Source organism: Pantoea sp. XY16, from assembly GCF_025153065.1.
Classification (GTDB): domain Bacteria; phylum Pseudomonadota; class Gammaproteobacteria; order Enterobacterales; family Enterobacteriaceae; genus Pantoea; species Pantoea alfalfae.
In genome coordinates, this window is record NZ_JANZNP010000010.1 from 49,654 (window position 1) to 74,772 (window position 25,119).

Annotated in this window: 21 protein-coding genes; 12 read left to right on the forward strand and 9 right to left on the reverse strand. The window is 57.5% G+C overall.

The window, feature by feature from the left end:
• Positions 1–89 precede the first annotated feature (89 nt).
• Entirely contained in the window at positions 90–701 is a 612-nt protein-coding gene (locus N1689_RS14595) for a cupin domain-containing protein (protein WP_161732719.1), read from the reverse strand.
• Between the two features lie 331 nt (positions 702–1,032).
• Here N1689_RS14595 and N1689_RS14600 point away from each other — a divergent pair, with 331 nt between their 5' ends.
• Positions 1,033–1,515, forward strand: a complete 483-nt coding sequence (locus tag N1689_RS14600; RefSeq protein ID WP_161732721.1) for a YlaC family protein — start codon at positions 1,033–1,035, stop codon at positions 1,513–1,515.
• Here the strand turns inward: N1689_RS14600 and N1689_RS14605 are convergent.
• The 3 genes from N1689_RS14605 to N1689_RS14615 all read right to left on the reverse strand — a co-directional run bounded on the left by N1689_RS14605 (position 1,512) and on the right by N1689_RS14615 (position 7,412).
• Positions 1,512–2,915 carry a PLP-dependent aminotransferase family protein gene (locus tag N1689_RS14605; RefSeq protein WP_260059267.1) on the reverse strand — a complete coding sequence of 468 codons (1,404 nt, stop codon included), beginning with the start codon at positions 2,913–2,915 and terminating at the stop codon, positions 1,512–1,514. The two genes, N1689_RS14600 and N1689_RS14605, sit on opposite strands and share 4 nt — an antisense overlap.
• Before the next feature lie 126 nt (positions 2,916–3,041).
• The gene (locus N1689_RS14610) at positions 3,042–5,186 is read right to left on the reverse strand and encodes a bifunctional diguanylate cyclase/phosphodiesterase (protein WP_161732725.1); all 2,145 of its coding nucleotides are present in this window, start codon (positions 5,184–5,186) and stop codon (positions 3,042–3,044) included.
• 144 nt (positions 5,187–5,330) lie between these two features.
• Positions 5,331–7,412: a bifunctional diguanylate cyclase/phosphodiesterase gene (locus tag N1689_RS14615; protein WP_161732727.1), complete on the reverse strand. Its 2,082-nt coding sequence runs from the start codon at positions 7,410–7,412 to the stop codon at positions 5,331–5,333.
• Positions 7,413–7,956: 544 nt separating this feature from the next.
• Here N1689_RS14615 and N1689_RS14620 point away from each other — a divergent pair.
• The 5 genes from N1689_RS14620 to N1689_RS14640 are packed head-to-tail and all read left to right on the forward strand — an operon-like array spanning position 7,957 to position 13,217.
• Positions 7,957–8,526, forward strand: coding sequence for a spore coat protein U domain-containing protein (locus N1689_RS14620; protein WP_161735041.1), 570 nt, complete (start codon positions 7,957–7,959; stop codon positions 8,524–8,526).
• 22 nt (positions 8,527–8,548) lie between these two features.
• The gene (locus N1689_RS14625) at positions 8,549–9,064 is read left to right on the forward strand and encodes a spore coat U domain-containing protein (RefSeq protein WP_260059268.1); all 516 of its coding nucleotides are present in this window, start codon (positions 8,549–8,551) and stop codon (positions 9,062–9,064) included.
• 25 nt (positions 9,065–9,089) lie between these two features.
• Positions 9,090–9,788 (forward strand): molecular chaperone, encoded by a 699-nt coding sequence (locus N1689_RS14630; protein WP_253420052.1) that lies wholly within the window; start codon positions 9,090–9,092, stop codon positions 9,786–9,788.
• Between the two features lie 7 nt (positions 9,789–9,795).
• Positions 9,796–12,243, forward strand: a complete 2,448-nt coding sequence (locus N1689_RS14635; protein WP_222924981.1) for a fimbria/pilus outer membrane usher protein — start codon at positions 9,796–9,798, stop codon at positions 12,241–12,243.
• Positions 12,240–13,217, forward strand: coding sequence for a spore coat U domain-containing protein (locus N1689_RS14640; protein WP_260059269.1), 978 nt, complete (start codon positions 12,240–12,242; stop codon positions 13,215–13,217). Before N1689_RS14635 ends, N1689_RS14640 begins: the two co-directional genes overlap by 4 nt.
• On the opposite strand, the gene N1689_RS14645 is transcribed toward N1689_RS14640, so the two are convergent.
• From N1689_RS14645 to exbB, 3 genes are all read right to left on the reverse strand, one after another.
• Positions 13,214–14,536: an MFS transporter gene (locus N1689_RS14645; protein ID WP_161735020.1), complete on the reverse strand. Its 1,323-nt coding sequence runs from the start codon at positions 14,534–14,536 to the stop codon at positions 13,214–13,216. The two genes, N1689_RS14640 and N1689_RS14645, sit on opposite strands and share 4 nt — an antisense overlap.
• 236 nt (positions 14,537–14,772) lie before the next feature.
• Entirely contained in the window at positions 14,773–15,195 is a 423-nt protein-coding gene (gene exbD, locus N1689_RS14650; protein ID WP_013359036.1) for a TonB system transport protein ExbD, read from the reverse strand.
• Positions 15,196–15,201: 6 nt separating this feature from the next.
• Positions 15,202–15,924, reverse strand: a complete 723-nt coding sequence (gene exbB, locus N1689_RS14655) for a tol-pal system-associated acyl-CoA thioesterase (protein ID WP_222924979.1) — start codon at positions 15,922–15,924, stop codon at positions 15,202–15,204.
• Positions 15,925–16,273: 349 nt separating this feature from the next.
• Here exbB and N1689_RS14660 point away from each other — a divergent pair, with 349 nt between their 5' ends.
• The 5 genes from N1689_RS14660 (at position 16,274) to N1689_RS14680 (ending at position 21,539) form a co-directional block, all read left to right on the forward strand.
• Positions 16,274–17,245 (forward strand): TRAP transporter substrate-binding protein, encoded by a 972-nt coding sequence (locus tag N1689_RS14660; protein ID WP_161735014.1) that lies wholly within the window; start codon positions 16,274–16,276, stop codon positions 17,243–17,245.
• Positions 17,246–17,294: 49 nt separating this feature from the next.
• Positions 17,295–17,801, forward strand: coding sequence for a TRAP transporter small permease (locus N1689_RS14665; protein ID WP_161735011.1), 507 nt, complete (start codon positions 17,295–17,297; stop codon positions 17,799–17,801).
• A 14-nt stretch (positions 17,802–17,815) separates the two neighbouring features.
• Positions 17,816–19,102 (forward strand): TRAP transporter large permease, encoded by a 1,287-nt coding sequence (locus tag N1689_RS14670; RefSeq protein WP_260059270.1) that lies wholly within the window; start codon positions 17,816–17,818, stop codon positions 19,100–19,102.
• A 408-nt stretch (positions 19,103–19,510) separates the two neighbouring features.
• Positions 19,511–20,701, forward strand: a complete 1,191-nt coding sequence (gene metC, locus N1689_RS14675; protein WP_161735006.1) for a cystathionine beta-lyase — start codon at positions 19,511–19,513, stop codon at positions 20,699–20,701.
• 175 nt (positions 20,702–20,876) lie between these two features.
• Entirely contained in the window at positions 20,877–21,539 is a 663-nt protein-coding gene (locus N1689_RS14680) for a DedA family protein (RefSeq protein WP_033733897.1), read from the forward strand.
• Positions 21,540–21,569: 30 nt separating this feature from the next.
• On the opposite strand, the gene N1689_RS14685 is transcribed toward N1689_RS14680, so the two are convergent.
• Entirely contained in the window at positions 21,570–22,478 is a 909-nt protein-coding gene (locus tag N1689_RS14685; protein WP_013359043.1) for an AraC family transcriptional regulator, read from the reverse strand.
• Between the two features lie 203 nt (positions 22,479–22,681).
• Between N1689_RS14685 and dkgA the strand changes: the two genes are divergently transcribed.
• Positions 22,682–23,506: a 2,5-didehydrogluconate reductase DkgA gene (gene dkgA, locus N1689_RS14690; RefSeq protein ID WP_161735003.1), complete on the forward strand. Its 825-nt coding sequence runs from the start codon at positions 22,682–22,684 to the stop codon at positions 23,504–23,506.
• Positions 23,507–23,597: 91 nt separating this feature from the next.
• On the opposite strand, the gene ftsP is transcribed toward dkgA, so the two are convergent.
• Positions 23,598–25,028, reverse strand: a complete 1,431-nt coding sequence (gene ftsP, locus N1689_RS14695; RefSeq protein ID WP_161734999.1) for a cell division protein FtsP — start codon at positions 25,026–25,028, stop codon at positions 23,598–23,600.
• Positions 25,029–25,119 lie beyond the last annotated feature (91 nt).

Sequence of the window (25,119 nt, forward strand, 5' to 3'; positions counted from 1 at the left end):
GAGCTCAGGCGTTCAGGCAGGTTTTACAGTCAGCAAGGTCAGAGCGCGAGGCTGGCTCGCGCTTAATCATTTCGCGACAGAAACGGCGTTTACAGGTCCATCTGTTGCTGTAAATGCATCGCGGCAATCGGCTGCCAGATTTCGGTTAACGCGCCCTCTTTGCCGGTAAACGGGTCCTGGGTCGGCAACGGCACTTTTTTCACCTGCTCTTGCGCCATCTTCAGCTTCGCGGGTTCGTCGCGCAGCGTCTCAGGCGACATGCCACGCGGATAGGCACCGATCACCATAAAATCGTCGCTGGCACTGACCTGACGATGACCGACACCCGCCGGGATTAGCACCGCATCGCCTGCGCGCAGGGTGACCATCCGGCCACTGTCGCCGCCAAACAGCACTTCCGCCCAGCCTTCCGCAACGCCGAGCAGTTCATGGGTGTTGGGATGGAAGTGGGTATAGGGGAAAATCGGATAGCGCCAGGCGGGTGGCCAGCCGTTTTCGTCGAACGTTTTCTCAAACCACGCTGCGATCTCCTCCTCTTCCGGCACCACGCGCGGCCAGATAATCAGAGGTAACGGGTTATTAGGTACGCCACCCGACGGAATGGCGAGCATCAGATGCTGAGGATTATCAGAGGCCCCGGCCGAAAAAGTACCTGCGGCAAAGGACATCATTAACATCAGACTGGAGGATGAGGCACGCATACAGGTTCTCCGCTTTTTTTATAAGTGTGGCAAACCCGCGGCACAATGCAATGTGCGCCGCACGACACAACTGAGATAATTGACTGATATTGCTGACTAAAGCCAAATGTGTCGCTAACAATAGGGCGAGACCGTGCCTGTACGGCGGCAGATAGCGGTTCTTACTGCGGTAAAGTGTTGCAAAATGTCAGGCGGCCCGGCACGCAGATACGACAGCCCGATGCCAGGGCAGTCTTTTGATAAACTGTTATACAAAAATCGCACAAATCTGTTTCTGATATGCTTGACTGTTATCTGTTGTAATAGCTAACAGATGACAGTGAGGTAACCAATGGACGCTATTAAACAAATCCTGATTGACGAGATCGCCACGCTTAACCGCGAAGAACGTCGCGACAACCTGCCGCGCTTTAGCCTCTCGTTTCTGAAGAACCATCCCGGCCTCTGGGCAGTTATGTATCTCTGCTACGGCCTGTGCGTGGCGCTGATATTCACCACCGAGATGCTCGGCTGGCCCGCCTTCTGGTTTGCCACCGCATTTGTGCTGGTAATGAGCGTGCTGATGCTGCTCGATATCAACCCGAAATATCGCTTTGAAGATATTGATGCGCTCGATCTGCGTGTCTGCTACAACGGTGAGTGGTATTACGTTCAGCCGGTGCGCGAACAGGCTATCTCACGCATTCTGGCGCTGCCTGAAACACCGGAACGGGTAAAAAGCGGTATCCAGCGTCTGCTGACGCAAAAAGGGGAAGTGGACTTTTATGATGTCTACTACCTGACCTGGGGCCACCAGGAAGCGGCGCGCGTCTAATCCGCCTGCGGTTCCGCCATTAACTGACCCAGCGTCGCTATTGCCGCCTCGGCCCGACTATCCCACGGCCAGGCGGTATTCAGTCTGAAGCAGTGACTGAACTGCTCTCCTGCCGAAAACAACTGCCCCGGTGCAATACTGATCCCCTGAGCCAGCGCCTGCTGGTAGAGCCGGGTAGTGTTGATGCTGTCCGGCAACGTCACCCAGAGAAAATAGCCGCCGCGCGCTTCGCTGACCGTAGCCTGAGGCGGCAGCATCTTCAGCAGTGCCTGACGCACCATCTGCTGTCGCTTCGCCAGTATCTGTCGCAACCGCTTCAGATGGGTGTCGTAACGCCGCGTGGCAAGAAAATCGGCCAGCGCCAGCTGCATCGGTGCGCTGGTTGAGAGCGTGCTCATCAGCTGCAGGCGCTGAATGCGCTGCGCATGCTGTCCCGCCGCCACCCAGCCGACACGAAAACCCGCCACCAGCGACTTGGAAAAGGAGCCACAGTGCAACACGTTTCCCTGCCGATCCCAGGCCTTGGCGGGCAGCGGCGCAGCCTCACCCGCCCAGAGTTCAGCATAGACATCATCTTCAATCATCGGCACCTGATAACGCGTCAGCAGCGTCACCAGTTGCTGTTTGCGCTCCGGCGTTAACGTTACGCTCAGCGGATTCTGCAATGTTGTCATCAACCAGCAGGCTTTTACCGGCCAGCGTTGCAGCGCCTCCTCCAGCTGGATGAGATCGATGCCCTGCTTTGCATCGACCGGAATCGCCAGCGCCTTGAGCTTGAGCCGCTCAATCGCCTGTAGCGCGCCATAAAAACTCGGTTGCTCAATCACCACATAGTCGCCCGGCTCGGTCAGGGATTGCAGGCTGAGGTTCAGCGCCTCCAGCGCCCCGCTGGTGATGACAATTTCATCCGGCGACAGGGTGATGCCCTGACGCGCATAGCGCTGCGCCAGCAGCTGTCGCAGCGTGGCGTTGCCGGGCGGCAGATTGTGCAGCGCATCGGTTGGAGTCAGATGATGAGAGACGTTCGCCAGTGAACGCATCAGCTGACGCTGAGGAAAGAGTGCCGGATCGGGGAACGCGGAGCCAAACGGCACGATGGCGGGATCGCGCGTGGCCTGTAGTACATCAAACACAAAGTCGTTGATATCGACCTGCTCGCTGATCGCCACGCTGAGCGGTGCGGGCGCTAAGGCGCGCGGTGCCACATAGTAACCTGACTGTGGACGCGAGACGATCCAGCCCTGACTCTCCAGCAGTTCATAGGCATGCAGCACCGTCATCAGGCTAACACCCTGCTGCGCGACCTGCTGACGCAGCGACGGTAAACGGGTGCCGGGCAGCCAGATGCCGGCCTCGATCTGCTGCTGAATCTCATCCATCAAGCGCTGGTATTTCGCCACGGGTCGCCTCTCCTTGTTTACCGCGAGTAGTCTGACCGCGAGACTTTACCACGCACGGCAGCCAATGACAGGCGGCGCGCATCGCTTATCGTACTGATTACGCTGATTCAGCTCTGATCAGGTGCTTCAGATTACCGCCACCTGCGGCGTCAGTGGCTGATCGGCTTCAGCAATCGGGCTCACGTTTGCCATCGCCTCTTCCGTTTCCGCCACCACAAAGTTAGCCAGATTCGGCACTCGCTCAGGGGGAACCGGCTTGCCCAGCAAATAGCCTTGTAGCGTATTGCAGCCCAGGCTGGTCAGAAAGGCCTGCTGCTCAGCGGTTTCAACACCTTCCGCCACCACTTTCAGCTGCAGCGACTGCGCCAGCGCCACAATCGCCGACACGATGGTGGCATCTTCTTTCTGATGCTGCAGCTCATTAACAAAGGCCCGGTCAATCTTAAGCTCACTGGCCGGCAGGCGTTTCAGATAGAGCAGGCTGGAGTAGCCGGTGCCAAAGTCATCAATTGAAGCTTTCACGCCGAGCTGGGTCAGCTCGGTGAGAATACGCACGCTCTCATCGGGATCGCGCATCGCAGTGGTCTCGGTCACTTCCAGCGTCAGCAGTTCGGCCGGAATCTGATGTTTTGTCAGCGCATCCACCACCGTCTCCACCAGATTCGATTGCTCAAACTGCAGTGCCGACAGGTTCACCGCTACCGACCAGTCCGGATGGCCCTGCAGATGCCACTGGCGCAGCTGACGACAGGCTTCATGGATCACCCAGTTGCCGATGTTGACAATCATGCCGGTCTTTTCCGCCATCGGCAGGAATTTATCGGGCGACAGCAGGCCGCGCTTCGGATGTTCCCAGCGCAGTAACGCCTCAAAACCGAGGATCGGGCCGCGCGGCGCACAATATTTTGGCTGATAGAACAGGCGCAGTTCGTCGTTATCCAGCGCATGCCAGAGATCGTTATTCAGCTGAAGCTGGCTCTGCGCCTGGATGTTCATAGAAGGCTGGAAGAAGGTGTAGCCGTTACGGCCATTATTTTTAGTGTGGTACATCGCTGCATCGGCGTTGAACATCAGTTCCCGCTCATCCACGCCATCGCCGGGATAGACGGCGATACCAAGACTCAGTGAGACCACCAGTTCGTAGCGTGAGATATTAAACGGACGCCCTGTTGCTTTAACCAGCTTATCAGCAATGGCCGCGGCATCGTTGGGATCGTCGATCTCCACCAGCAGCACAAACTCATCCCCGCCGAGCCGTGCCAGCGTGTAGTAGCCGGTCATCTGCTGACTCATCCGCTCGGTCACCCCGACCAGCAGACTGTCGCCGATGTGATGTCCGAAGGCGTCGTTAACTGCCTTAAACCCATCGAGATCCATAAACATCAGGGCAAACTGCGCCTGCTCACGGTTCGCTTTATTGATCGCCTGCTCCAGTCGATCTTCCAGCAGGATGCGGTTCGGCAACCGGGTCAGGTTGTCGTGCAGCGCCAGCTGAGCCAGCTCGCGATTCGCATCAGCCAGCGAACTGGCGAGAATCGAGGTACGCGCCTGCATCCGCGCATCCAGCATTGAGACCAGCAGGGTAATGCCCAGGATGGAGATGGTGACTACCGTGACCAGAATCGCCAGCCAGTTGCTGTTAACGCCCTGCCCGACCGGATGGCTGTGGACGGGAAACTCTGCCGCCATCATGCCGGTATAGTGCATGCCTGCAATCGCACAGCCCATGACCACAGAGGCGCCAATACGCAGTAGCGTGACCCGGCTGGTCTGCCCCTCACGCAGGTTAAACGCCAGCCACAGCGCCGCGCCCGAAGCGGCCAGAGCAATCGCCACCGACAGCGCCACCCAGCCCCATTGCCAGACGATACCGGGCGAGAACATCAGCGCCGCCATGCCGGTGTAGTGCATCGCCGCGACACCACTGCCGAGGATCAGCGCGCCGCCCGCCAGACGCGGCAAAGGCATATCCCCATTGCAGACCAGCCACAGTGCAAATATCGACGCGCAGACGGCGATGGCGGCGGAGAAAGCGGTGAGTCCGGCGTTGTAGCTCATGACCATCTCCATGTTCATCGACAGCATGCCAATAAAGTGCATTGCCCAGATGCCAATGCCCATGGAGAAACCACCGCCGAACAGCCAGACCAGCGCCACTTTGCCGGTAGAATGTACGACCCGTCCCGCCATATCTAAAGCGGTAAACGAAGCCAGCATCGCCACAAGAACGGAGACGATGACGATAAAAGTGTCGTATGAGGTCGCTAACATTGTGCATTCCCGCGAAAGCCGTGCTGGTGGTAGGGCAGAGGTTTTTTAAAATGTGTATTAGTTATCGGCATAGACCGGTAGTTAATGAGCCGCGCACCCTGCATCCTTTCCACTCATTGTGAGTGATGAAATCTATCGTCAGCCTCAGCCAGATACCGACGCCACTGGCTGTCGCAGTGCAGGAATACTGAACGCCTCAACCCGATCCGGAGGTGTGGGTTTACCCAGCAGATACCCCTGCAATGCATCAAAGCCCAGGCTGGTGAGCAGATGCTGCTGCTCTTCCGTCTCAACCCCTTCCGCCACCATGCGCAGGTTGAGACTCTGCGCCAGTGTCAGCATGGCGCTGACTACGGTCGCATCTTCACTGCCAGGTCGCAGACAGTTGATAAAGCTGCGATCAATCTTGAGTTCACTGGCATCCAGGTCTTTAAGATGTAACAGGTTGGCATAGCCAATGCCAAAGTTATCAATGGCGACGCTGACGCCCGCCTGTTGCAACTCACGAATCCGCTGCTGGCTGAAAGCGGGGTCGCGCATGGCAATCGCTTCGGTAATCTCCAGCATCAGCGCACTGCCTGAAAGCTGGTAACGCGCCAGCGTCTCGTTCAGCGTGCTGAGCAGATCACGCTGATGGAACTGCAATGCCGAGAGGTTCACCGAGACCGTCCACTCGCCGTGGCCCTGGCTGTGCCAGATCCTTAACTGACGGCATGCTTCCCCGATGACCCAGTTTCCCAGCGCTACAATCTGGCCGGTTTTTTCAGCGCGTGGCAGAAACAGCTCAGGCGTCAGCAGACCGCGCTGCGGATGCTGCCAGCGCAGCAGCGCCTCAAACCCCATCAGGCGTGTGCCGCCGGAACGGAATTTGGGCTGATAGAACAGCCGCATCTGCTGGCGATCGATCGCTTCCCATAAATCGTTGGCCAGCTCCAGCTGATGCTGCGTTGCCGCGCTCATAGCAGGTTCAAACAGGCACCAGCCGTTTCGTCCACTGTGTTTGGTGTGGTACATCGCCGCGTCGGCATTAAACAGCAGCTCCTGCCGGTTGCGACCATGCAGTGGAAAGATTGCAATACCTGCACTAAGTGAAACGTGCAGTACATAGCGGTCAAGTTCAAACGGCGTACCGATCACTTTAACCAGTTTTTGCGCCAGCTGCCGGGCCGGGTTGATGTCACACTCCGCCATCAGCACAAACTCATCCCCGCCCAGCCGCACCAGCAGCATAGTGTTACTGAGCTGACTGCGCAGCCGTTCCGCCACCGCCACCAATAACCGGTCACCGACATGATGCCCCCAGGTGTCATTGACCGCTTTGAAGCCATCCAGATCCATATAAATCACGGCAAAGCGATCTTCATTCAGCAGCGCCTGTTTGATGGCGAGATCAAGCTGCTGCTCCAGCATCACCCGGTTGGGCAGCGCGGTCAGGTTGTCATGCATCGCCAGCTGACGCAGCTCCTGGTTAGCGCGATTGAGCCGGGTTGCCAGCCGCGCGGCACGCATCTGAGCGTCCAGCATCGAACTCAGCAGAGTGATCCCCAGAATAATTAACGTAATCAGCGTGACCCATACCGCCAGTCCCGGATTACTGACGCCATACGGCTGCATTATGCTGCCGTGGCGGAACACCGCCGCCGCCATCCCCACATAGTGCATGCCCGCAATCGCGATCGCCATCACCAGTGAGGCCAGCCCACGCATCAGCAGCAGATGATGGTCACCCTGCCGCAGATGAAACGCCAGCCACAGCGCCACGCCTGAGGCCGCCAACGCAATCAGCACAGAGAGCGTCACCAGCAGCCTGTTCCACTCAGGTTGGGGATTAATCAGCAGAGCATACATACCGAGATAGTGCATCACTACCACACCCACGCCCAGGATCAGCGTACCGCGCAGCAGCCGCTGACGGGTGAGATGTAAACCGCTCACCGTCTGGCTGAAAGCACATATTGACGCCAGGATCGCCACCAGCAGCGAGAGGATCGTCAGCCGCGTGTCATAGCGCATCGTCATCGGCATCATCATCGCCAGCATCCCGATAAAATGCATTGCCCAGATGCCAATCCCCATTGTCGTGCCGCCCACCAGCAGCCAGAACCGCGCGCTCCAGCCATGGGAGACCGCCACCCGTCCGGCGGTATCCAGCGCTGTAAAAGAGGCAATAAACGCCACGATCAGCGAAACGCAGATCAGAACGCCATTCCAGGTGACAAGCAACATGTGCAACTCCTCACCACCCGCAGAAAAACAGGTGCTGTATAAAGTCAGGAAAGTAATCTTAAAAACACCCAACGGGTGAAAGTTAATAAACTCCGGTATTTCCTGACCCTGAAGACCGGGCAAAAAAGGCCCACGAACGCAGGCCATTAATGACCTGCATCTTATTTCCCGCCTGCTGAGTCTGCGGGTAAATCGTTATTATGTCTGATTGGTACAGGAACATATCACCGAAGCTGAAAGCAGGCCAGAGGCCGAAAAAACAAAGATGTTTGTTTTGCCGCCTCGCTTTTATGCCTTGCTGTAACTGGGTTATCGGCCAGAGAGGCCATTTGATTAACGAAAATTAAACGGCAGCGCTTCGCCTAACGCTTTAACTGATCTATAGTAAGTAAAACTGATATAAATCATAATCCTTAAGTCTAAGATTTTTCTTAAGACTGCGGCGCTGCCCGCCTTATTGTTTTTATTTCCTTACTTTGGGTTGAATCGTTAATAAACACCGGGTGAAAAAGCACTGACTCTCGATAATCCGTAAGGAAATATTATGAAACTCAAGCTTTTTCTGTTTGCCGCTGCAGGATTAACAGTTGCTGTTCCATCATTAACCCAGGCGGCGACGACCTCGGGAACCATCAATGCCACGTTAACGCTAACTACCGGTTGCCTGGTAAATGGTCAGTCAGCCACGGCGGGCGTTAACTTCGGTACCCTGAACTTTGGTAGCAGTGCTGCCACCTTTGATACCCTGAACGCCACCCTGGTCGGTGCAGCCGGTAACGGTATTTTTGTGCGCTGCACCACCGGTCAGGACTACAACGTGGTGGTCACCAGCAGCAATGCTGCGCCAGCCACTATCTATGGCACCGCCTCAACGTCGCCGCGTTATCTGATACTGGGATCGAATAATGCGCAGGGCATCGCCTATACCCTTTACAGTGACGCCTCCTTTACCACGGCGATCGCCAACAATACGCCTATCGCCGCCAGCGGTACCACCGATCCGACGCTGGGGACCAACTACGCCATCTATGGCCGGGTGGTCGGCGGCGGTTTTAACCCCCTGATCCCTGCCGGAACCTATACCGACACGATTAACGTTGCCGTGAACTATTAACTGCTGTCGCAGGTAAATACGGGTGGTTCTCTGGCGATCCTGCCTGACGATCGCATGCGGTGTGCTCCTGCTGACAGGGAGTATCAGCGCCTGGAGTCTGCCTACCAGCACCTTTCAGGTTACCGCGTCGATTGTGGCAGGCTGCGTGATATCCGGTACCAATACCGGCGTCTTTGGCACGCTTAATTTCGGTACGCAGTCTGGCGTGGCGGCGAATACCGTCAACGCCAGCTATCTGCAGAGCACCTCGATTAATCTCGCCTGTACGCCAGGCACCACGCTGAGCATGAGCATTAATCAGGGCAACAATTTCACCACGACCCGTAACCTGAAGCTGCCCAATTTCAGCAATACCGTTCCCTACACGCTCTTTAGCAACGCCAGCCGCACCACGGTGATCCCGGTCAATCAGGCGGTGCCGTTGAGTTATAGCAATGCCAATAACATTACGCTGCCGATCTACGGTCAGCTACAACTGCCCGGCACTGCGCGCGCCGGCGTTTATACCGACACGCTGACCGTCACCCTGAGCTGGTGAGGTGATAGAAAACAAGGATATGATCATGAAGCCACTGCGCGCTCTGTTGCTGCTGCTAAGTTCCACCCTGCTCTCCCCGGCCTTCGCCGCGAATTCGGTCATGATCTGGCCCATCGATCCCGCCATTAATCCTGAAGAGAAAGCCAGCGAACTCTGGCTGGAGAATCGCGGTAACAGCACCACCATGATGCAGATCCGCGTCTTCAGCTGGCAGCAGAACAATGGCCAGGAGCAGTATCAGACTCAGCAGCAGGTGGTCGCCAGCCCGCCGATGGTGCGGATGGAACCGGGCCAGAAACAGCTGGTCAGGCTGATTAAACAGACGCCGCCTGCGGCCGGTAAAGAGCTGGCCTATCGGGTGGTGCTGGATGAGATCCCGACCCCGCGTAATCCCGGCGAGAATCAGGCCGGGCTGACCTTCCAGATGCGCTATTCGGTGCCGCTGTTTGTTTATGGCACCGGGCTGAACACAGACAGCGCTCGCCCGGCTCTGCGCTGGCAACAGATTAGCGAGGGCGGCAGGCGCTGGCTCCAGTTAACCAACAGCGGCAGCGGTCACGCCCGGTTGAGCAATGTGGCGATTGGCGGTCGCAAACTGGGCGAAGGATTATACGGGTATGTGCTGGCTGACAGCTATCACCGCTGGCCGCTCTCCTCGCCGGTAAGCGGCGAGCTCACCGCAGAGGTTAACAAGAGCCCGTGGCGCAGCGCCGCCAATAAGTAAGCGCTGAATGAGACCGTTTTCTCTGCATCCCTGCGGGCTGGCCGTGGCCAGCGTGATTTACGCCCTTACGCCGGATCCTGTGCTGGCGGAGACTTACTCATCCCTGCCCCCGCCACCCAGCCTGCAGACCAGCGGCAGCGGTCAGCGTTATATGCTGGAGCTGGTGATTAATCAGCAGGAGAACGGCAATATTGTGCCGGTAGAGCAGCGCGACGGTCATTTCTGGATTCGCAGCGGCGATCTGCAGCGTGCCGGCCTGCCAGCGGATAAGCTGGGCCAGCAGCCGCAGGTCGATGTCAGCAGGCTGCAACCCATCAAAGTGGAGTATGACGCTGCGCGACAGCGTCTGCTGCTGACCGTACCGCCTGAGTGGCTGCCCGGTCAGGTCATTGGCGAGGCGAAGAACGGGCCCCGCTATCCGGGCCGTACCAGCAGCGGCGCGCTGATTAATTATGATCTTTACGCCAGCCGCACGGATAACATTGGCTCCCGCCTGTCCGCCTGGAACGAACTGCGGCTGTTTGGTGATGCCGGTCATTTCTCCACTAACGGCGTCTGGCAACAGCAGCTGGAAGGCAGTACGACTTATCAGGATGATGGCTATATCCGCTACGACACCTGGTGGAGCAATGAAGATGAGAACACGGCGGTAAGCTGGCGGGTCGGGGATCTGATCACCGATTCGCTGGCCTGGAGCAGCAGTGTGCGGCTCGGCGGCATCCGCGTCGGCCGCGACTTCAGCGTCCGTCCCGATCTGGTAACCTATCCGCTGCCCGCCTTTTCCGGTCAGGCCGCCGTGCCTTCCACCGTCGATCTCTTTATCAACGGCTATCGTTCCAGCCAGGCAAACGTGCAGCCTGGCCCCTGGTCGATGACCAATGTGCCGTTTGTTAACGGCGCGGGTGATGCCGTGATCACCACCACAGATGCGGTTGGCCGCCGCGTCACCACCACCATGCCGTTTTACGTCTCCAGTAACCTGCTGAAATCGGGGCTGTCGGACTACGCCTTCTCTGCCGGGGCAATCCGCGAAAACTACGGCATAAAGAATTTCGATTATGGTGAGGCCGCGGCCAGTGGCTCTTATCGTTACGGTATGACCGACTGGCTGACGCTGGAGAGCCACGCCGAAGGCAGCGAAACGCTGGCAATGGGTGGGCTGGGTGGTCAGCTGCGCGTCGGCAGTTGGGGCGTGGTCAACGGCGCGGTGGCGCAAAGTCAGCTCGATGGGGAGAGCGGCAGGCAATATAGCTGGGGATATCAATACAACAACCGCTGGTTCAACATCGGCACGCAGCAGACCCAGCGCAGCAGCGACTTCGGCAATCTGGCGCTGGTCGGCAGCCGTGCCGGTAGTCAGGCGGATAGCCGCTACGCACTCTCACGCCGCAGTGCGCAGTACAGCGCCAGCGTCTCACTGAATCGCTTTGGCAGCGTTGGTGCCGCCTTCATCGACATCACCGACGGTCAGGGCGATCGCACCCGGCTATGGAACCTTTCGTGGAGTAAAAATCTTTGGGGTAACAGCAGTCTGTATGTCTCGGCCAGCCGCGATCAGGAAGAGAAGAGCTGGACCGGTGCCATCTCGCTGGTGATCCCGTTTGGCGAACAGGGCAGCGTTGCCCTCAGCACCGAACGCGATCAGCGTGGCCGCGACAGTCAGCGCGTTTATGCCTCCAGCGCCATGCCCAGCGACGGCGGGTTCGCCTGGGATGCCTCGTGGGCGAATCAGAGCGGAGACAGCGGCGATTATCGTCAGGGCAGTCTGCGCTATCGCAACAACCAGATTGATACCTCAGCGGGCTTCTATGGCGATGATGACAACCTCACGCAATGGGCCGATCTCTCGGGTGCGCTGGTGTTAATGGATAACAGCGTCTTTGCCGCTAACGCCATCAACGACGCCTTTGTGCTGGTGAAAACAAGCTATCCCGACGTGAACGTGCGCTATGAAAATCAGTCGATGGGACGCACCAATCAACAGGGCTATCTGCTGGTGCCCGCCATCAGCAGCTATTACCCGGCCAAATATGATATCGACACCCTCGACCTGCCGGCAGATATGACCACGCCGCGGGTTGAGCAGCGCTTTGCGGTGAAACGCCAGAGCGGCTACCTCCTCAACTTCCCGGTGGAGAAACTGCGCGCCGCCAGCGTAATCCTGGTTGATGCGCAGGGCCAGCCGCTGCCGGTCTCAAGCCTTGTACAGCGGCCTGACCATCCCACCGGATATGTCGGCTGGGATGGTATCGTCTGGATGGAAGATCTTACCGCCAGCAACCCGATCGAAGTGGTGACGCCCGATGGTCGCCGCTGCGAAACCGAACTGCATATCGCCAGCGGTCAGCCGCAGGCGCTGAAAACCTATGGCCCCCTGACCTGCGCGCTGCCGGCTCCAGTTGCAGGTAGCGCCGCCGCGCCTGCTGAACCTTTTACGTCCGGAAACCCACTATGATGAGATCTCTGTTACTGGCTGGTCTGCTGCTGTTACTGCCATCGCTGGGTTACGCAGCCTGTACCCTGCCCGCCTCCACAGCGAGCTTTGGTTCGGTCACCACCTTTGTAGCGAATACCACCGTCAGTTCGGTCACCACCAACGCCAACGTCAACTGTGGCTCCGGCTCGTCGCTGTCGCTGCTAGGCAATAACCAGATAACCTTTCAGCTGACCGGCGCAACCAATAGCAACGGCACGCGCGGTACGCTGAAACGCAGCGGTGATACCGGCAGTGATAATGTGCCGGTGCGGCTCTGCACCGACACGGCCTGCGCTACTGAACTGACGATTGGCGGCACGCCGTTTGTCTATGGTTCGCAGACCCTGATCAACCTGGCGGGCTTGCTGGGCAGCCTTAACTTCGCCATCCCGGTCTATCTGCGCACCGTTTCCGGACAGGTGGTCGCCGCCGGAACCTATCAGGTGACGCTGAACATGGCGGTGACCTATCGCATCTGCACCAGCGTCGGGGTGGGCAATCTCTGCTTAAGTGAGCAGACCGGTAGCGGCGTAATTCCGATTAACATCACCGCTATCCTGACCAATGACTGTACGACGATCACCTCGCCCAATATCAGCTTTGGCAGCGCGCCGCTGGTCGGCAGCTTCTCCGCCGTCTCGCAGACCATCAACGTATTGTGCAGCAAAGGCAGCACCTATACCGTCGGGCTGAGCAATGGCAGCTATGCGGCGGGTAGCGTCAGGAATATGGCAAGCGGCGCGAATCGGCTGAGCTATGAAATTTATAAAAGTACCACCAGCAATCGCTGGGGATCGGCAGGCACGGAACGCTGGAGCAGTACCACCTCGACGGCGGTATCCACGGATGGACTGACGCGCGGCTTTAACTACACCGCGCGCATCCTGACCACGCAGAACACGCCGCCTGCCGGTAACTACAGCGACAGCGTGGTGGTCGATTTGTCGTTTTAGAGTGAAGCACTGACCGGCGTAGCGCTGTGACGGGTCTGATACTGCTTCACCATCCGGCCAATCAGCAACGTGCCGATCAACCCACAGACTGCGGCAAAGGTCAGCCAGACGCCCGGCATCGCTTTGTCACCGGTTGCATGGATCAGATAGCTGGAGATGGCAGGCGTGAAACCGCCAAACAGCGCCGTCGCCAGGCTATAGGCCATGGAGAAACCGGCGGCGCGCACCTCAGCAGGCATAATCTCCGCCAGATAGACCACCATCGCACCGTTGTAGCTGGCATAAAGAAACGACAGCCACAGTTCCGCTTCCAGCAGATGAGCGAAGCTGGCCGATCCCACCAGCCAATGCAGTACCGGCCAGGTAGTCACAATCATCAGCAGGGTAAAGATGATCAGCAGCGGACGACGACCGACGCGATCCGACAGCGCGCCCATCAGCGGTAGCCAGAAGAGGTTTGAGACACCGACGCAGAGGGTGACCAGAAACGCCTGTTTGTCGCTCATCATCAGCACGGTTTTACCAAAGGTCGGGGTAAAGGCAGTGATCATGTAGAACATTACCGTGGTGGTGACCACCATCAGCATACCCGCCAGCACCAGCGCCCAGTTACTGGCAACTGAGCGCATGATTTCCGTCATGCTCGGGTGATGTTTACGTTTGCTGAACGCTTCGGTCTCCTCCAGCATCCGGCGGATGTAGAACAGGAATGGCACAATCAGACAGCCGACCACAAACGGGATACGCCAGCCCCACTCCGTCACCGCCTCTTTCGCCAGCAGATGATTCAGCATCAGGCCCAGCAGCGCGGCAAAAATAACCGCAATCTGCTGACTGCCCGACTGCCAGCTGACGAAAAAGCCTTTACGACCTTTCGGCGCGACTTCCGCCAGATAGACCGACACGCCACCCAGCTCGACGCCTGCCGAGAAGCCCTGCAACAGGCGTCCCAGCAGGATCAGAATCGGTGCCGCCGCGCCCAGCGTGGCGTAGCCTGGCACCAGCGCAATGGTCAGGGTACCCATCGCCATCAGGCCCAGCGTCAGCAACAAGCCTTTACGACGACCGTGATGGTCGATGTAGGCACCCAGAATGATCGCCCCCAGCGGGCGCATCAGGAAACCAGCACCAAAGGTCATCAGGGTGAGCATCAGGGAAGCAAACGGGTCATCACCGGGAAAGAAAGTTTTGGCAATGGCGGTGGCGTAATAGCCAAACACCATAAAATCGTACATCTCCAGAAAGTTACCACTGGTGACGTTAAAGATGGTTCGGGCCGCACTTTTCGGCGGCTTTTGTAAAGACGGGGTGTGACTCATGACGGCTTCCTGTTGTTTTTTAGCCGTTTTAGCCTGACTAAGGCGAGATTAATGTGACCTGGCTCACCATTGCACTTTACAATTCTGTGTACATGAGTAACAACCAATTAACAATTCAAATCAGGCAGCATAAATGATCCGCCTGGCCGCCGATCTGCCTGATTTTATCTGGCTGAAGCGCGGCCATAAAAAAAGGCGACCTTAACAGTCGCCTTTTCATTGTGCCGGATAACCCGCTATTTCTTCACAGTTTCCATGCCCATCAGACCAATTTTCAGGTAGCCCGCCGTGCGCAGCTTATCCATCACGCTCATCAGCGTTTCATAATCTACCGACTTGTCTGCCTGGAAGAAAATGGTGGTCTCTTTGTTGCCCTGCGTCTGGCTGGTCAGCACGTTAACCAGCGAATCCGGCGTGACCTGATCGTTACCCACGTAAAGCTGCTTATCCGCTTTAATCGACAGATAGACCGGCTTTTCCGGCCGCGGTTGCGGCGCGCTGGTGGACGCGGGCAGATTAACGCGCACATCAACCGTGGCCAGTGGCGCGGCCACCATAAAGATGATCAACAGCACCAGCATGACGTCGATAAACGGCGTCACGTTGATCTCATGCATTTCACCATCGGTTTCCAGATCGTCGTTTAATCGCATGGCCATAACAACTTACCCTAAGCGCAGTTTCTGGGCGGTCGCAGGACGCGGAACTTCTTTGGCAACGGTGCCCAGGTCGATATCACGACTCTGCAGCAGCATCACCTGAGCAGCGACATCCCCCAGCGAGGCTTTGTAGTTGGCGATCATGCGGGCAAAAACGTTATAGATGACGACGGCCGGGATCGCAGCGACCAGGCCAATCGCAGTCGCCAGCAGCGCTTCGGCAATACCCGGTGCCACCACCGCAAGGTTAGTGGTCTGGGTTTTCGCGATGCCGATAAAGCTGTTCATGATGCCCCAGACGGTGCCAAACAGGCCGATAAAGGGTGCGACAGACCCGATAGTCGCCAGGAAGCCATTGCCCCGTCCTGCATGGCGGCTGAAGGCGGCGACACGGCGCTCAAGACGGAAACTGGTGCGATCTTTAATGCCGTTGGTATCTTCCACACCCGCCGACAGTTCAAGTTCATTTTGCGCATCGTTCAGCAGCACCACACTGTGGCTGTGCCCGGTAAACGACTGGGCAATGCGGGCGGCGTCATTCAGATTGCGGGCTTCGCCCAGTGCCAGTTGCTCACGCTTAAGGCGACGCTTAGCCGCGCTAAGTTCGGCATATTTGCCGAAGAAGATCGCCCAGGTCACCACTGAGGCCAATAACAGGCCAATCATGACCACCTTTACCACGATATCGGCATGTTGATACATGCCCCAAACGGAGAGGTCCGTTTGCATCAAATCACTGGCTACCACGCTGCTTCTCCAACTTCTGATTCAGGGATGCGAAACAAGCGCAAATAATAGCAAAATGGTGGCGAATTGATAGTAGTTCTCATTAGTATTTACAAAGCTGATCTGCGCTATTGACCTGTTGTTGAGCGGGTTCAGGCACGGCTTGTGAGGATGTTTCGAAAATGTGAAGCTGCATGAAAATTTATTAAAACAACGTTTCAAAATGTGACGGAATTCATTCAATCAGCATTGCTACATTTTACTCAGACGCGTTTTCACTATGCTGGCTCCTCACGGCCCTCTGCAGTTAGCCCAGACTGCAGGCCGTCTTACCTCTGCGGGAGACAATATAATGAGAATGATGAAAACATGCGTAGCCAGTGCCCTGGCGGCGATGATAGCGAGCGCCACCGCCACGGCACAGGTGATTAAAGTGGCTGAAGTACAGCCTGCCGGTTATCCCACCGTGGTCGCCCTGCAACACATGGGCGACAAACTGAAACAGGCCACCGATGGACGGCTGGAGATGAAGCTCTACGCCGGTGGCGTACTGGGCGATGAAGATCAGACGCTGCAACAGGTGCAGCTGGGTGCCATCGATATGATCCGCGTCTCGCTGGCGCCGGTCACCTCGATTGCCCCGGAAACCAGCGTGCTGACCCTGCCCTACGTTTTCCGCGACGTTGATCACATGCACAAAGTGCTGGATGGCGAGATAGGCCGCGAGATCGCCGACAAGTTCGACAACGATCCCAACGCCCGCATGGTGTTCCTGGGCTGGACCGATGCCGGTGAGCGCAACATGATCACTAAGAAGCCGCTGGCGAAGCCGGAGGATCTTAAGGGCATGAAGATCCGGGTGCAGAATAGCGCCATCTCGCTGGCGACGCTGAAAGCGATGGGCGCGAATCCGGTGGCGATGGGCGTCAGTGAAGTGTTCAGTGCGATGCAGACTGGCGTGGTCGATGGCACCGAGAACAACCCACCGACCTTTGTCGCTCATAACTACATGCCGGTTGCGAAGTATTACACCCTCAGCGGCCACTTTATCCAGCCAGAGATGATCCTGTTTTCAAAACGCGCCTGGGATCGCCTGAAACCCGAAGATCAGGCACTGCTGAAAAAGCTCGGCAAAGAAGCACAGGATGAGGAGCGTCAGCTCTGGGCGACCTATACCGAAGAGTCGATCGCCAAAATGAAGGCGGGCGGCGTCACCTTCCAGCAGACTGACCGTGACTATTTCGTCAAAGCGACTCAGCCAGTACGCGATCAGTTTGGCGGCAAATATCAGGATCTGATGACCCGGATTGCTGAGGTGAAATAACCCTTCCCGCGCCACACTGCCGTGTGGCGTGCTTAATCAGGTATCAATTATGTCTGCTTATACGCGTCTGATGGATGGGCTTTATCTGCTCTGCATGCTGGTGGCCGCCGTGGCGCTGTTGATCATGGTAACGGTCATCCCGATTGGGATCTTCGCCCGTTACGTGATGAACGGCGCGCTCTCCTGGCCGGAGCCGGTTGCCATTATCTGCATGATTATTTTTACCTTTATCGGCGCGCCGGTGGGTCTGCGCGCCGGAACCCATATCTGTGTATCGATGGTCACTGACCGCCTGTCGCCTGCCCGGCAGCGCCTCATGCTGCGCGTCAGCGATCTGCTGATGATTATCACCTGCCTGGTGATCTTCCAGGCCAGTTACAGCCTGTGCGAAGCGATGTGGGTTCAGACCCTCGCGTCACTTCCAGCGGTGACCTATGGCGAGATGTATCTGCCAATCCCGATTGGCGCGATCTTCACCCTGCTGTTTGTTGTTGAGCGCCTGCTGAGCGGCGATCAGAGCCAGCGGCCGATTGTCACGCTGGGCGGCACCCACTAACGCGGAGCAGAAAAATGGATGCATTGATCTTGATAGGCAGTTTGCTGGTGTTGCTGATGGTGGGCTTTCCGGTCGCCTTTGCGGTGGGACTGAGCGCCTTTATCGGGGCCTGGTGGATCGACCTGCCGCTGGAGGCGGTGGTGATTCAGGTGACCAACGGGATTAACAAATTTTCCCTGCTGACCATTCCGTTCTTTATCCTCGCGGGCGCGATTATGGCCGAGGGCGGCATCGCCCGCCGGCTGGTCAACTTCGCCTATATCTTTGTCGGCTTTATTCGCGGCGGGCTGTCGCTGGTTAATATCGTCGCTTCAACGTTCTTTGGCGCTATCTCCGGTTCGTCGGTGGCGGATACCGCCTCCATTGGTTCGGTAATGATCCCGCAGATGGAGGAGAAAGGCTATCCGCGTGACTTCGCCGCGGCGGTGACCGCCAGCGGTTCGGTACAGGCGGTGCTGACGCCCCCCAGCCACAACTCAGTCATCTACTCGCTGGCGACCGGCGGCATGGTCACCATCTCCTCGCTGTTTGTTGCCGGGATCTTCCCTGGCCTGCTGCTCGGCGGATGCCTGATGGTGATGTGTCTGGGCTTTGCCCATAAACGCGGTTATCCCAAAGGCGAGCGTATTCCGTTTCGTCAGGCGCTGAAGATTTTCTTCGACGCGTTCTGGGGTCTGTTTACGGTCGTGATCATCATAGGGGGGATCCTCTCCGGCATCTTTACCGCCTCGGAATCCGCTGCGATTGCCTGTATCTGGGCCTTCTTTGTCACCATGTTCATCTATCGCGACTTTAAATGGAGCCAGCTGCATATCCTGCTGTTCCGCACCATTAAAACCGTCACCATCGTGATGGTACTGATCGCTTTCGCAGCCGGGTTCGGCGCAGTGATGACCTTTATGCAGCTGCCGACCATTATTACTGAGGCGTTCACCAGCCTCTCCGATAACAAATATGTGATCCTGATGTGCATCAACATCCTGCTGCTGGTCGTAGGAACGCTGATGGATATGGCGCCGCTGATTCTGATCCTGACGCCGGTGCTGCTGCCGGTAGCCACCGCGCTGGGGGTCGATCCGGTTCACTTTGGCATGATCATGCTGACTAATCTGGGCATCGGACTGATTACGCCGCCGGTCGGCACCGTGCTGTTTGTGGCCAGCGCGGTGAGTAAGCAGAAGATTGAGCAGGTCGTCGGGGCGATGCTGCCGTTCTACGGCATGCTGTTCCTGGTGCTGATGCTGATTACTTATATTCCCGCTATTTCACTCTGGTTGCCGCGCCTGATGGGCGTCATGTAAGGCAATGGAAACCGGCTCGCTTGCGGGTCTCAGACTGCTGACAAACTCGAATCAGGGTGCAACTGGCAGCGATGGATTAGCTCAACAGGCAGGGAACACGGTCAGAGGAGGAAAGCGGCCCGCCGCCCGGAAAAAAACGCCGGGAGCGTTTTTGAACAACGCAACGCGTTGGCCCGGCAACGGGCCGAGCGAGCCAGGGATTGGCGTAAGCGCCTTTCCGGTCTGACCGGGTTTCCTGCACTGGCTCGGTCTCACAGCTAACCGGGCCACACTTAGTCATCAATCTCCGGCCCGCTCGCGAGCCGGTTTTTTTCCTGCGACGCACTCTGATAATCACCATTGAGTCTCAACCCTGCTGGCCGTTTCGTGATAACGTGAGGGCTTAGTCTGAAGCGGTAAAGGCGACTCATGACCACCAGAAAAATTGATACCACGCTCGTCAGTGCGGGACGCAGCAAGCGTTATACCCAGGGCTCGGTGAACAGCGTCATTCAGCGCGCCTCTTCGCTGGTTTTTGATACGGTTGCGGAGAAAAAACGCGCCACCGCAGGTCGGGCAAAAGGCGAACTTTTTTATGGCCGTCGCGGCACCCTGACGCACTTTGCACTGCAGGATGCGATGACCGAGCTGGAAGGCGGCGCAGGCTGTGTGCTCTATCCCTGCGGCGCAGCGGCCGTCGCGAACGCGATTCTGGCATTTGTCGAGGCGGGCGACCACGTACTGATGAGCGGCGCGGTCTATGAACCGACACAGGACTTCTGTACAAAAATTCTCGCTAAGCTGCAGGTTTCCACCGGCTGGTTCGATCACTGCATCGGCAGTGAAATCGGTGAGCGGGTGCAGCCCAACACCCGTGTTGTCTTCCTGGAATCGCCTGCTTCGATAACGATGGAAGTGCAGGATATTCCGGCGATTGTGGCAGCGGTACGCGCTAAAGCGCCCGAGGCGATCATCATGATCGACAACACCTGGGCGGCCGGTATTCTGTTTAACGCGCTGGCGCACGGTATCGACATTTCGATTCAGGCTGGCACCAAATATCTGATTGGTCACAGCGATGCGATGATCGGCACGGCGGTCGCCAATGCGCGCTGTATCGACCAGTTGCGTGAGAACTCTTACCTGATGGGCCAGATGGTGGATGCCGATACCGCCTACATGGCGAGTCGCGGTCTGCGTACGCTGGGTACCCGTCTGCGTCAGCATGAAGAGAGTGCGATTCAGGTGGCAGAGTGGCTGGCGGCGCGCCCGGAAGTGGCACGAGTGAATCACCCGGCACTGGCGCAAAGCAAAGGTCATGCGTTCTGGCAGCGCGATTTTAACGGTAGCAGCGGCCTCTTCTCGTTCATCCTGCAGGAAAAATTAAGCGCGCCCCAACTGGCGGAATATCTCGATCACTTCCATCATTTCAGCATGGCTTACTCCTGGGGCGGTTATGAATCGCTGATCCTGGCGAATCAGCCGGAAGAGCTGGCAGAGATTCGTCCGGCGGGCGGTGTGGATTTCACCGGCACGCTGGTGCGGCTGCATATTGGTCTGGAGCACGTTGATGATCTGCTGGCTGACCTGGAGGCCGGTTTTTCACGCCTGACGCGCTAAGTCAGATAAACAGAAAGTAAACAGAAGATAAACCACGTAGCGGTGGCCCGCAGAGTTTGCCGGGCACCGGCTCATTTGTTGTTAAAATTTATCCCGCATCGTTCAGGTTATCAGTGAAATCACTGCGCTGTCTGAACGCAGACGGATTGTTCCTTGTGACGTGATGGAATCGCTAATGGGTGTTTTACACGAGATTGTCCAGGCGCTCTGGCATCAGGATTTTGCCGCACTGGCAAATCCGGATGTAGTGTGGGTGGTATACGGCGTAATGTTCCTGACGCTGTTTCTGGAAAATGGTCTGTTGCCCGCCTCTTTCCTGCCAGGCGACAGCCTGCTGCTGCTGGCCGGGGCGATGGTGGCCAAAGGGGTGATGGATTTTGTGCCGACAATGGTGATTCTCACGACCGCTGCCAGCCTGGGCTGCTGGCTGAGCTATCTGCAGGGCCGCTGGCTGGGGAATACCCGGCTGGTGAAGAGCTGGCTGATGCATCTGCCGGCACAGTATCACCAGCGCGCCTGGAATATGTTTAACCGTCACGGGCTGATGGCGCTGCTGGTCGGCCGTTTTCTCGCCTTTATCCGCACGATCCTGCCGACTATGGCGGGCATTGCAGGCTTACAGAATGGCCGCTTTCAGCTGTTTAACTGGCTCAGCGGCGTGCTGTGGGTCGGCATTGTCGTTGCCTTTGGCTATGGCATCAGTCAGGTGCCGTTTATCAAGCGTCATGAAGATCAGGTGATGGCGATCCTGATGATACTGCCGATGGTGTTGCTGGTGCTCGGCCTGTCCGGCAGCATTGTGGTGATCTGGAAAAAGCGTCGCCAGAAACGCGCCTGACGCGCATCTGGCTTTCGGATCCGCCGCCACTCAGGCGGACGGATCCGCTACCGTCTGCCTGACACGACTCACCTCTTCCCCCGGCGTCACGCCGAAATAGCGTTTAAACTCCCGCGAAAATTGTGAAGGGCTTTCATAGCCCACCCGCACCGCCGCCGCACTCGCCTTTAGTCCATCGTGCAGCATCAGCAGTCGCGCCTGATGCAGGCGATAGCGCTTGAGATACTGCAACGGCGAGGTCTGCGTCACCGCTTTGAAGTTATGGTGAAAGGCTGAGACGCTCATGTTCACTTCTGCTGCCAGCGCATCAACGCTGAGGTTTTCCGCATAGTGATTCTCAATCCGTCGCAGGGCACGCGCGATCAGGCTGAACTGCGTCTGTCGGCTCACCAGCGAAAGCAGCGCGCCGCCGATCGGACCGGTCAGCACATAGTAAATAATTTCACGCACGATGTGCGGCCCCAGAACGCGCGCATCGCGCGGCTGGGTCATCACATCCAGCAGCCGCTCCGCGGCGCACAGCATCGGTTCCGTCAGCCACGCCGAGTGGATACCCGAAGTCTGCGGCTGAGGCTGAAACTGATCGTCGTCGCCGATTTCAATCAGCAGATCCTGCAGGCTGGCGGTATCAACCCTGAGACACAGCCCGGCAATCGGTATTTCCGGCGAGGCCCAGGTTTCGCACTCCACCGGCAGCGGCACGGTCAGCATCAGGTATTTGCTGGCGTCATACTGAAACACGGTGCTGCCGAGATAGCCGGTTTTGCTGCCCTGAAACAGGATAACAATGCCGGGCTGATACATCATCGGCGTACGGGGACGATATTGATTAGCATAAATCAGTGACACATTTTCGACCGGGCAAAGACGGTCGCGACCATGAGTCATTAAGGTGACTACCTGCTGTGCCAGCCGGTGACAGAGTGCATCGTGCGCCATAGCGACTCCTTTTCGGACAAAAAGCCAGTGTGCCGCGCGAATGCCTGAACCGCCAGCAGCCTGGAGAATCAGGCAAGAAATTTACCGGATCGGGCAGAAGAACAGACCTGCTGTTGTTGCTGACGCTGAGCAGGCTGAAAATTGTTGGCTAGACTTAAGCACAGTGAATTCTCACGGGTTAACCGCAACGGAAAGGAGCAACTATGGCAGACCAACCCATTATCAAACTGCGCGATGGCAATATGATGCCGCAACTCGGACTCGGTGTCTGGCAGGCCAGCATCGAAGATGCGCGTCATGCGGTGCTGAAAGCGCTTGAGGTCGGCTATCGCTCAATCGATACCGCCGCCGCCTATAAGAATGAAGAGGCGATTGGCCAGGCTCTGCAGGAAACCGATGTGCCGCGCGAAGAGATTTTCGTGACCACCAAACTGTGGAACGACGATCAGCAGAATGTTCAGCAGGCGATGGAAACCAGCCTGGAGAAACTCAAACTGGAGCAGGTCGATCTCTATCTGATGCACTGGCCGTGCCCGGAAAAAGACCACTACGTTGATGCCTGGAAGAAGATGATCGAATTGCAGCAGCAGGGGCTGACCAAAAGCATCGGCGTCTGTAACTTCCATGAAGCGCACCTGAAGCGTCTGCTGGATGAAACCGGTGTGACGCCGGTCGTGAACCAGATTGAGCTGCACCCGATGCTACAGCAGCGTACGCTGCATGCGTGGAACGCGCTGCACCAGATCCAGACCGAATCCTGGAGTCCGCTGGCACAGGGCGGCAAAGGCGTTTTTGATCAGGAGATCATTAAGTCGCTGGCGAAGAAATATGGTAAGACCCCGGCGCAGATCGTGATCCGCTGGCATCTGGATAGCGGTCTGGTGGTGATTCCGAAGTCGGTGACGCCAGCACGTATCGAAGAGAACTTTAAGGTGTTCGACTTCCGTCTGGATAAGCATGAAGTGAGTGATATTGCGAAACTGGACAGCGGTAATCGTCTGGGGCCGGATCCGGACACTTTTAACTGACGTGAAGGTGACCTTAACCGCTCTGCCCTGCCGTTTACGGGCAGAGGGGGCTTAATGCGGTCAGGCGGGTTCTCCCTGCCTGACCGCGCTGTTATGCAGTGGGCTGCACCACCAGCTGACCCGCCGTACCGCGGTCGGCCAGTTCCAGGGTCTGACTGTGGTAGACAAACGGGAAGTGATCTGACGAACTTTGCGGGAAGCTGACCATCAGTTCCACGCTGCCATCGACCCACACCGTATCTTTCCAGCCACGATCTTCGCCCATCGGCTGTGCGCCATTCACACTTTTAATCAGGAACATAACGCCCTGAATATGCAGCGACTGTGGCCGATCGGCGTGCAGGATCCAGCGCTCAAAGGTGCCCTGCTGCGCAGTGGTGTCAATGCGGTTCATATCCCAGAGCGCGCCGTTGATGCCCGGCATGCTGTCACCGATGCGGAATTCGCGGGTGCGCACCGCCACCCCATCCAGAATCTGGTCGGCCAGCAGCCGCATCGGGAGATTATCCGTCACCAGCGGCAGTAAGCCGGTTGGGCGCAGCGTCAGGATCAGGGTGGAGGTCAGAATAGAAGATGGCTCAAAGAAACCGCGCAGCCGATCCATAATGCCTGCCGCCGTTCCCGCCGTAATCGACACTTCATCGCCCTGCGACATATCCACCAGCACTTCGCGACGTTCGCCCGGCGCCAGTGACAGACGCTGCACCGCAACCGGCGCAGGCAGATAGCCCTGATCGCTGGCAATCACCATAAACGGACGATTATCGCTGAGCACCATCTGATAGCGTCGCGCATTCGAGGCGTTCAGCAGACGCAGGCGTACCCAGCCGCGTGACACCTCAACATACGGATTGCGTACCCCATTCACCAGCAGCGTATCACCCAGGAAACCACCATCCTGCGGCGGATCATAGACCGGCGTGGCAAAGTTATCGAGCCGCTTGTCCTGAATGATGATGGGGAAGTCATCGACGCCGTAATGCTTCGGCAGCGGCAGCTGTTTACCGATGTCATCTTCCACCAGCCACATACCCGCCAGACCGTTATAGATATGCGGCGCCATGCGGTTTGGGGTATTGGCGTGATACCAGCAGGTTGAGGCCGCCTGACGAATCGGCAGTACCGGCGACCAGTCGACACCGGCCGACATCATACGTGGCGCGCCACCCATTAATGCACCCGGCAGCTGTAAACCGCTGACGGTCATGGAGACGGACTCATTCAGCCGGTTGCTGTAGATCAGCTTTACGTCGTCACCGCTGTAAACCCGGACGGTCGGGCCAAGATAGAGGCCATTGATACCCCACACCGGCACTTTGTTATTGTCGCCATTAAATGACCAGTGGCTGCGCTGCATCGTCAGGAACAGCGGCTGGCCGCGACGGGATTCCAGCAACGGCGGAACCGGAAGCGGTGTATCGCCATTGGCTGAAGAGGCGGCATGTGCCGCATGAGGGAGTAAACTGGCGCTAAGCGCCGCTCCGGCAGAAAGCTGGATGAACTGACGTCTGCTGAAAGACATAAAACTTCTGACCCTTTACGCGTGGCGCTAAGCGCCGACCCTGTTTTTATTGATCTGTTTTTGCTGTGCTGCGTTCACGGCGAGCCGGATA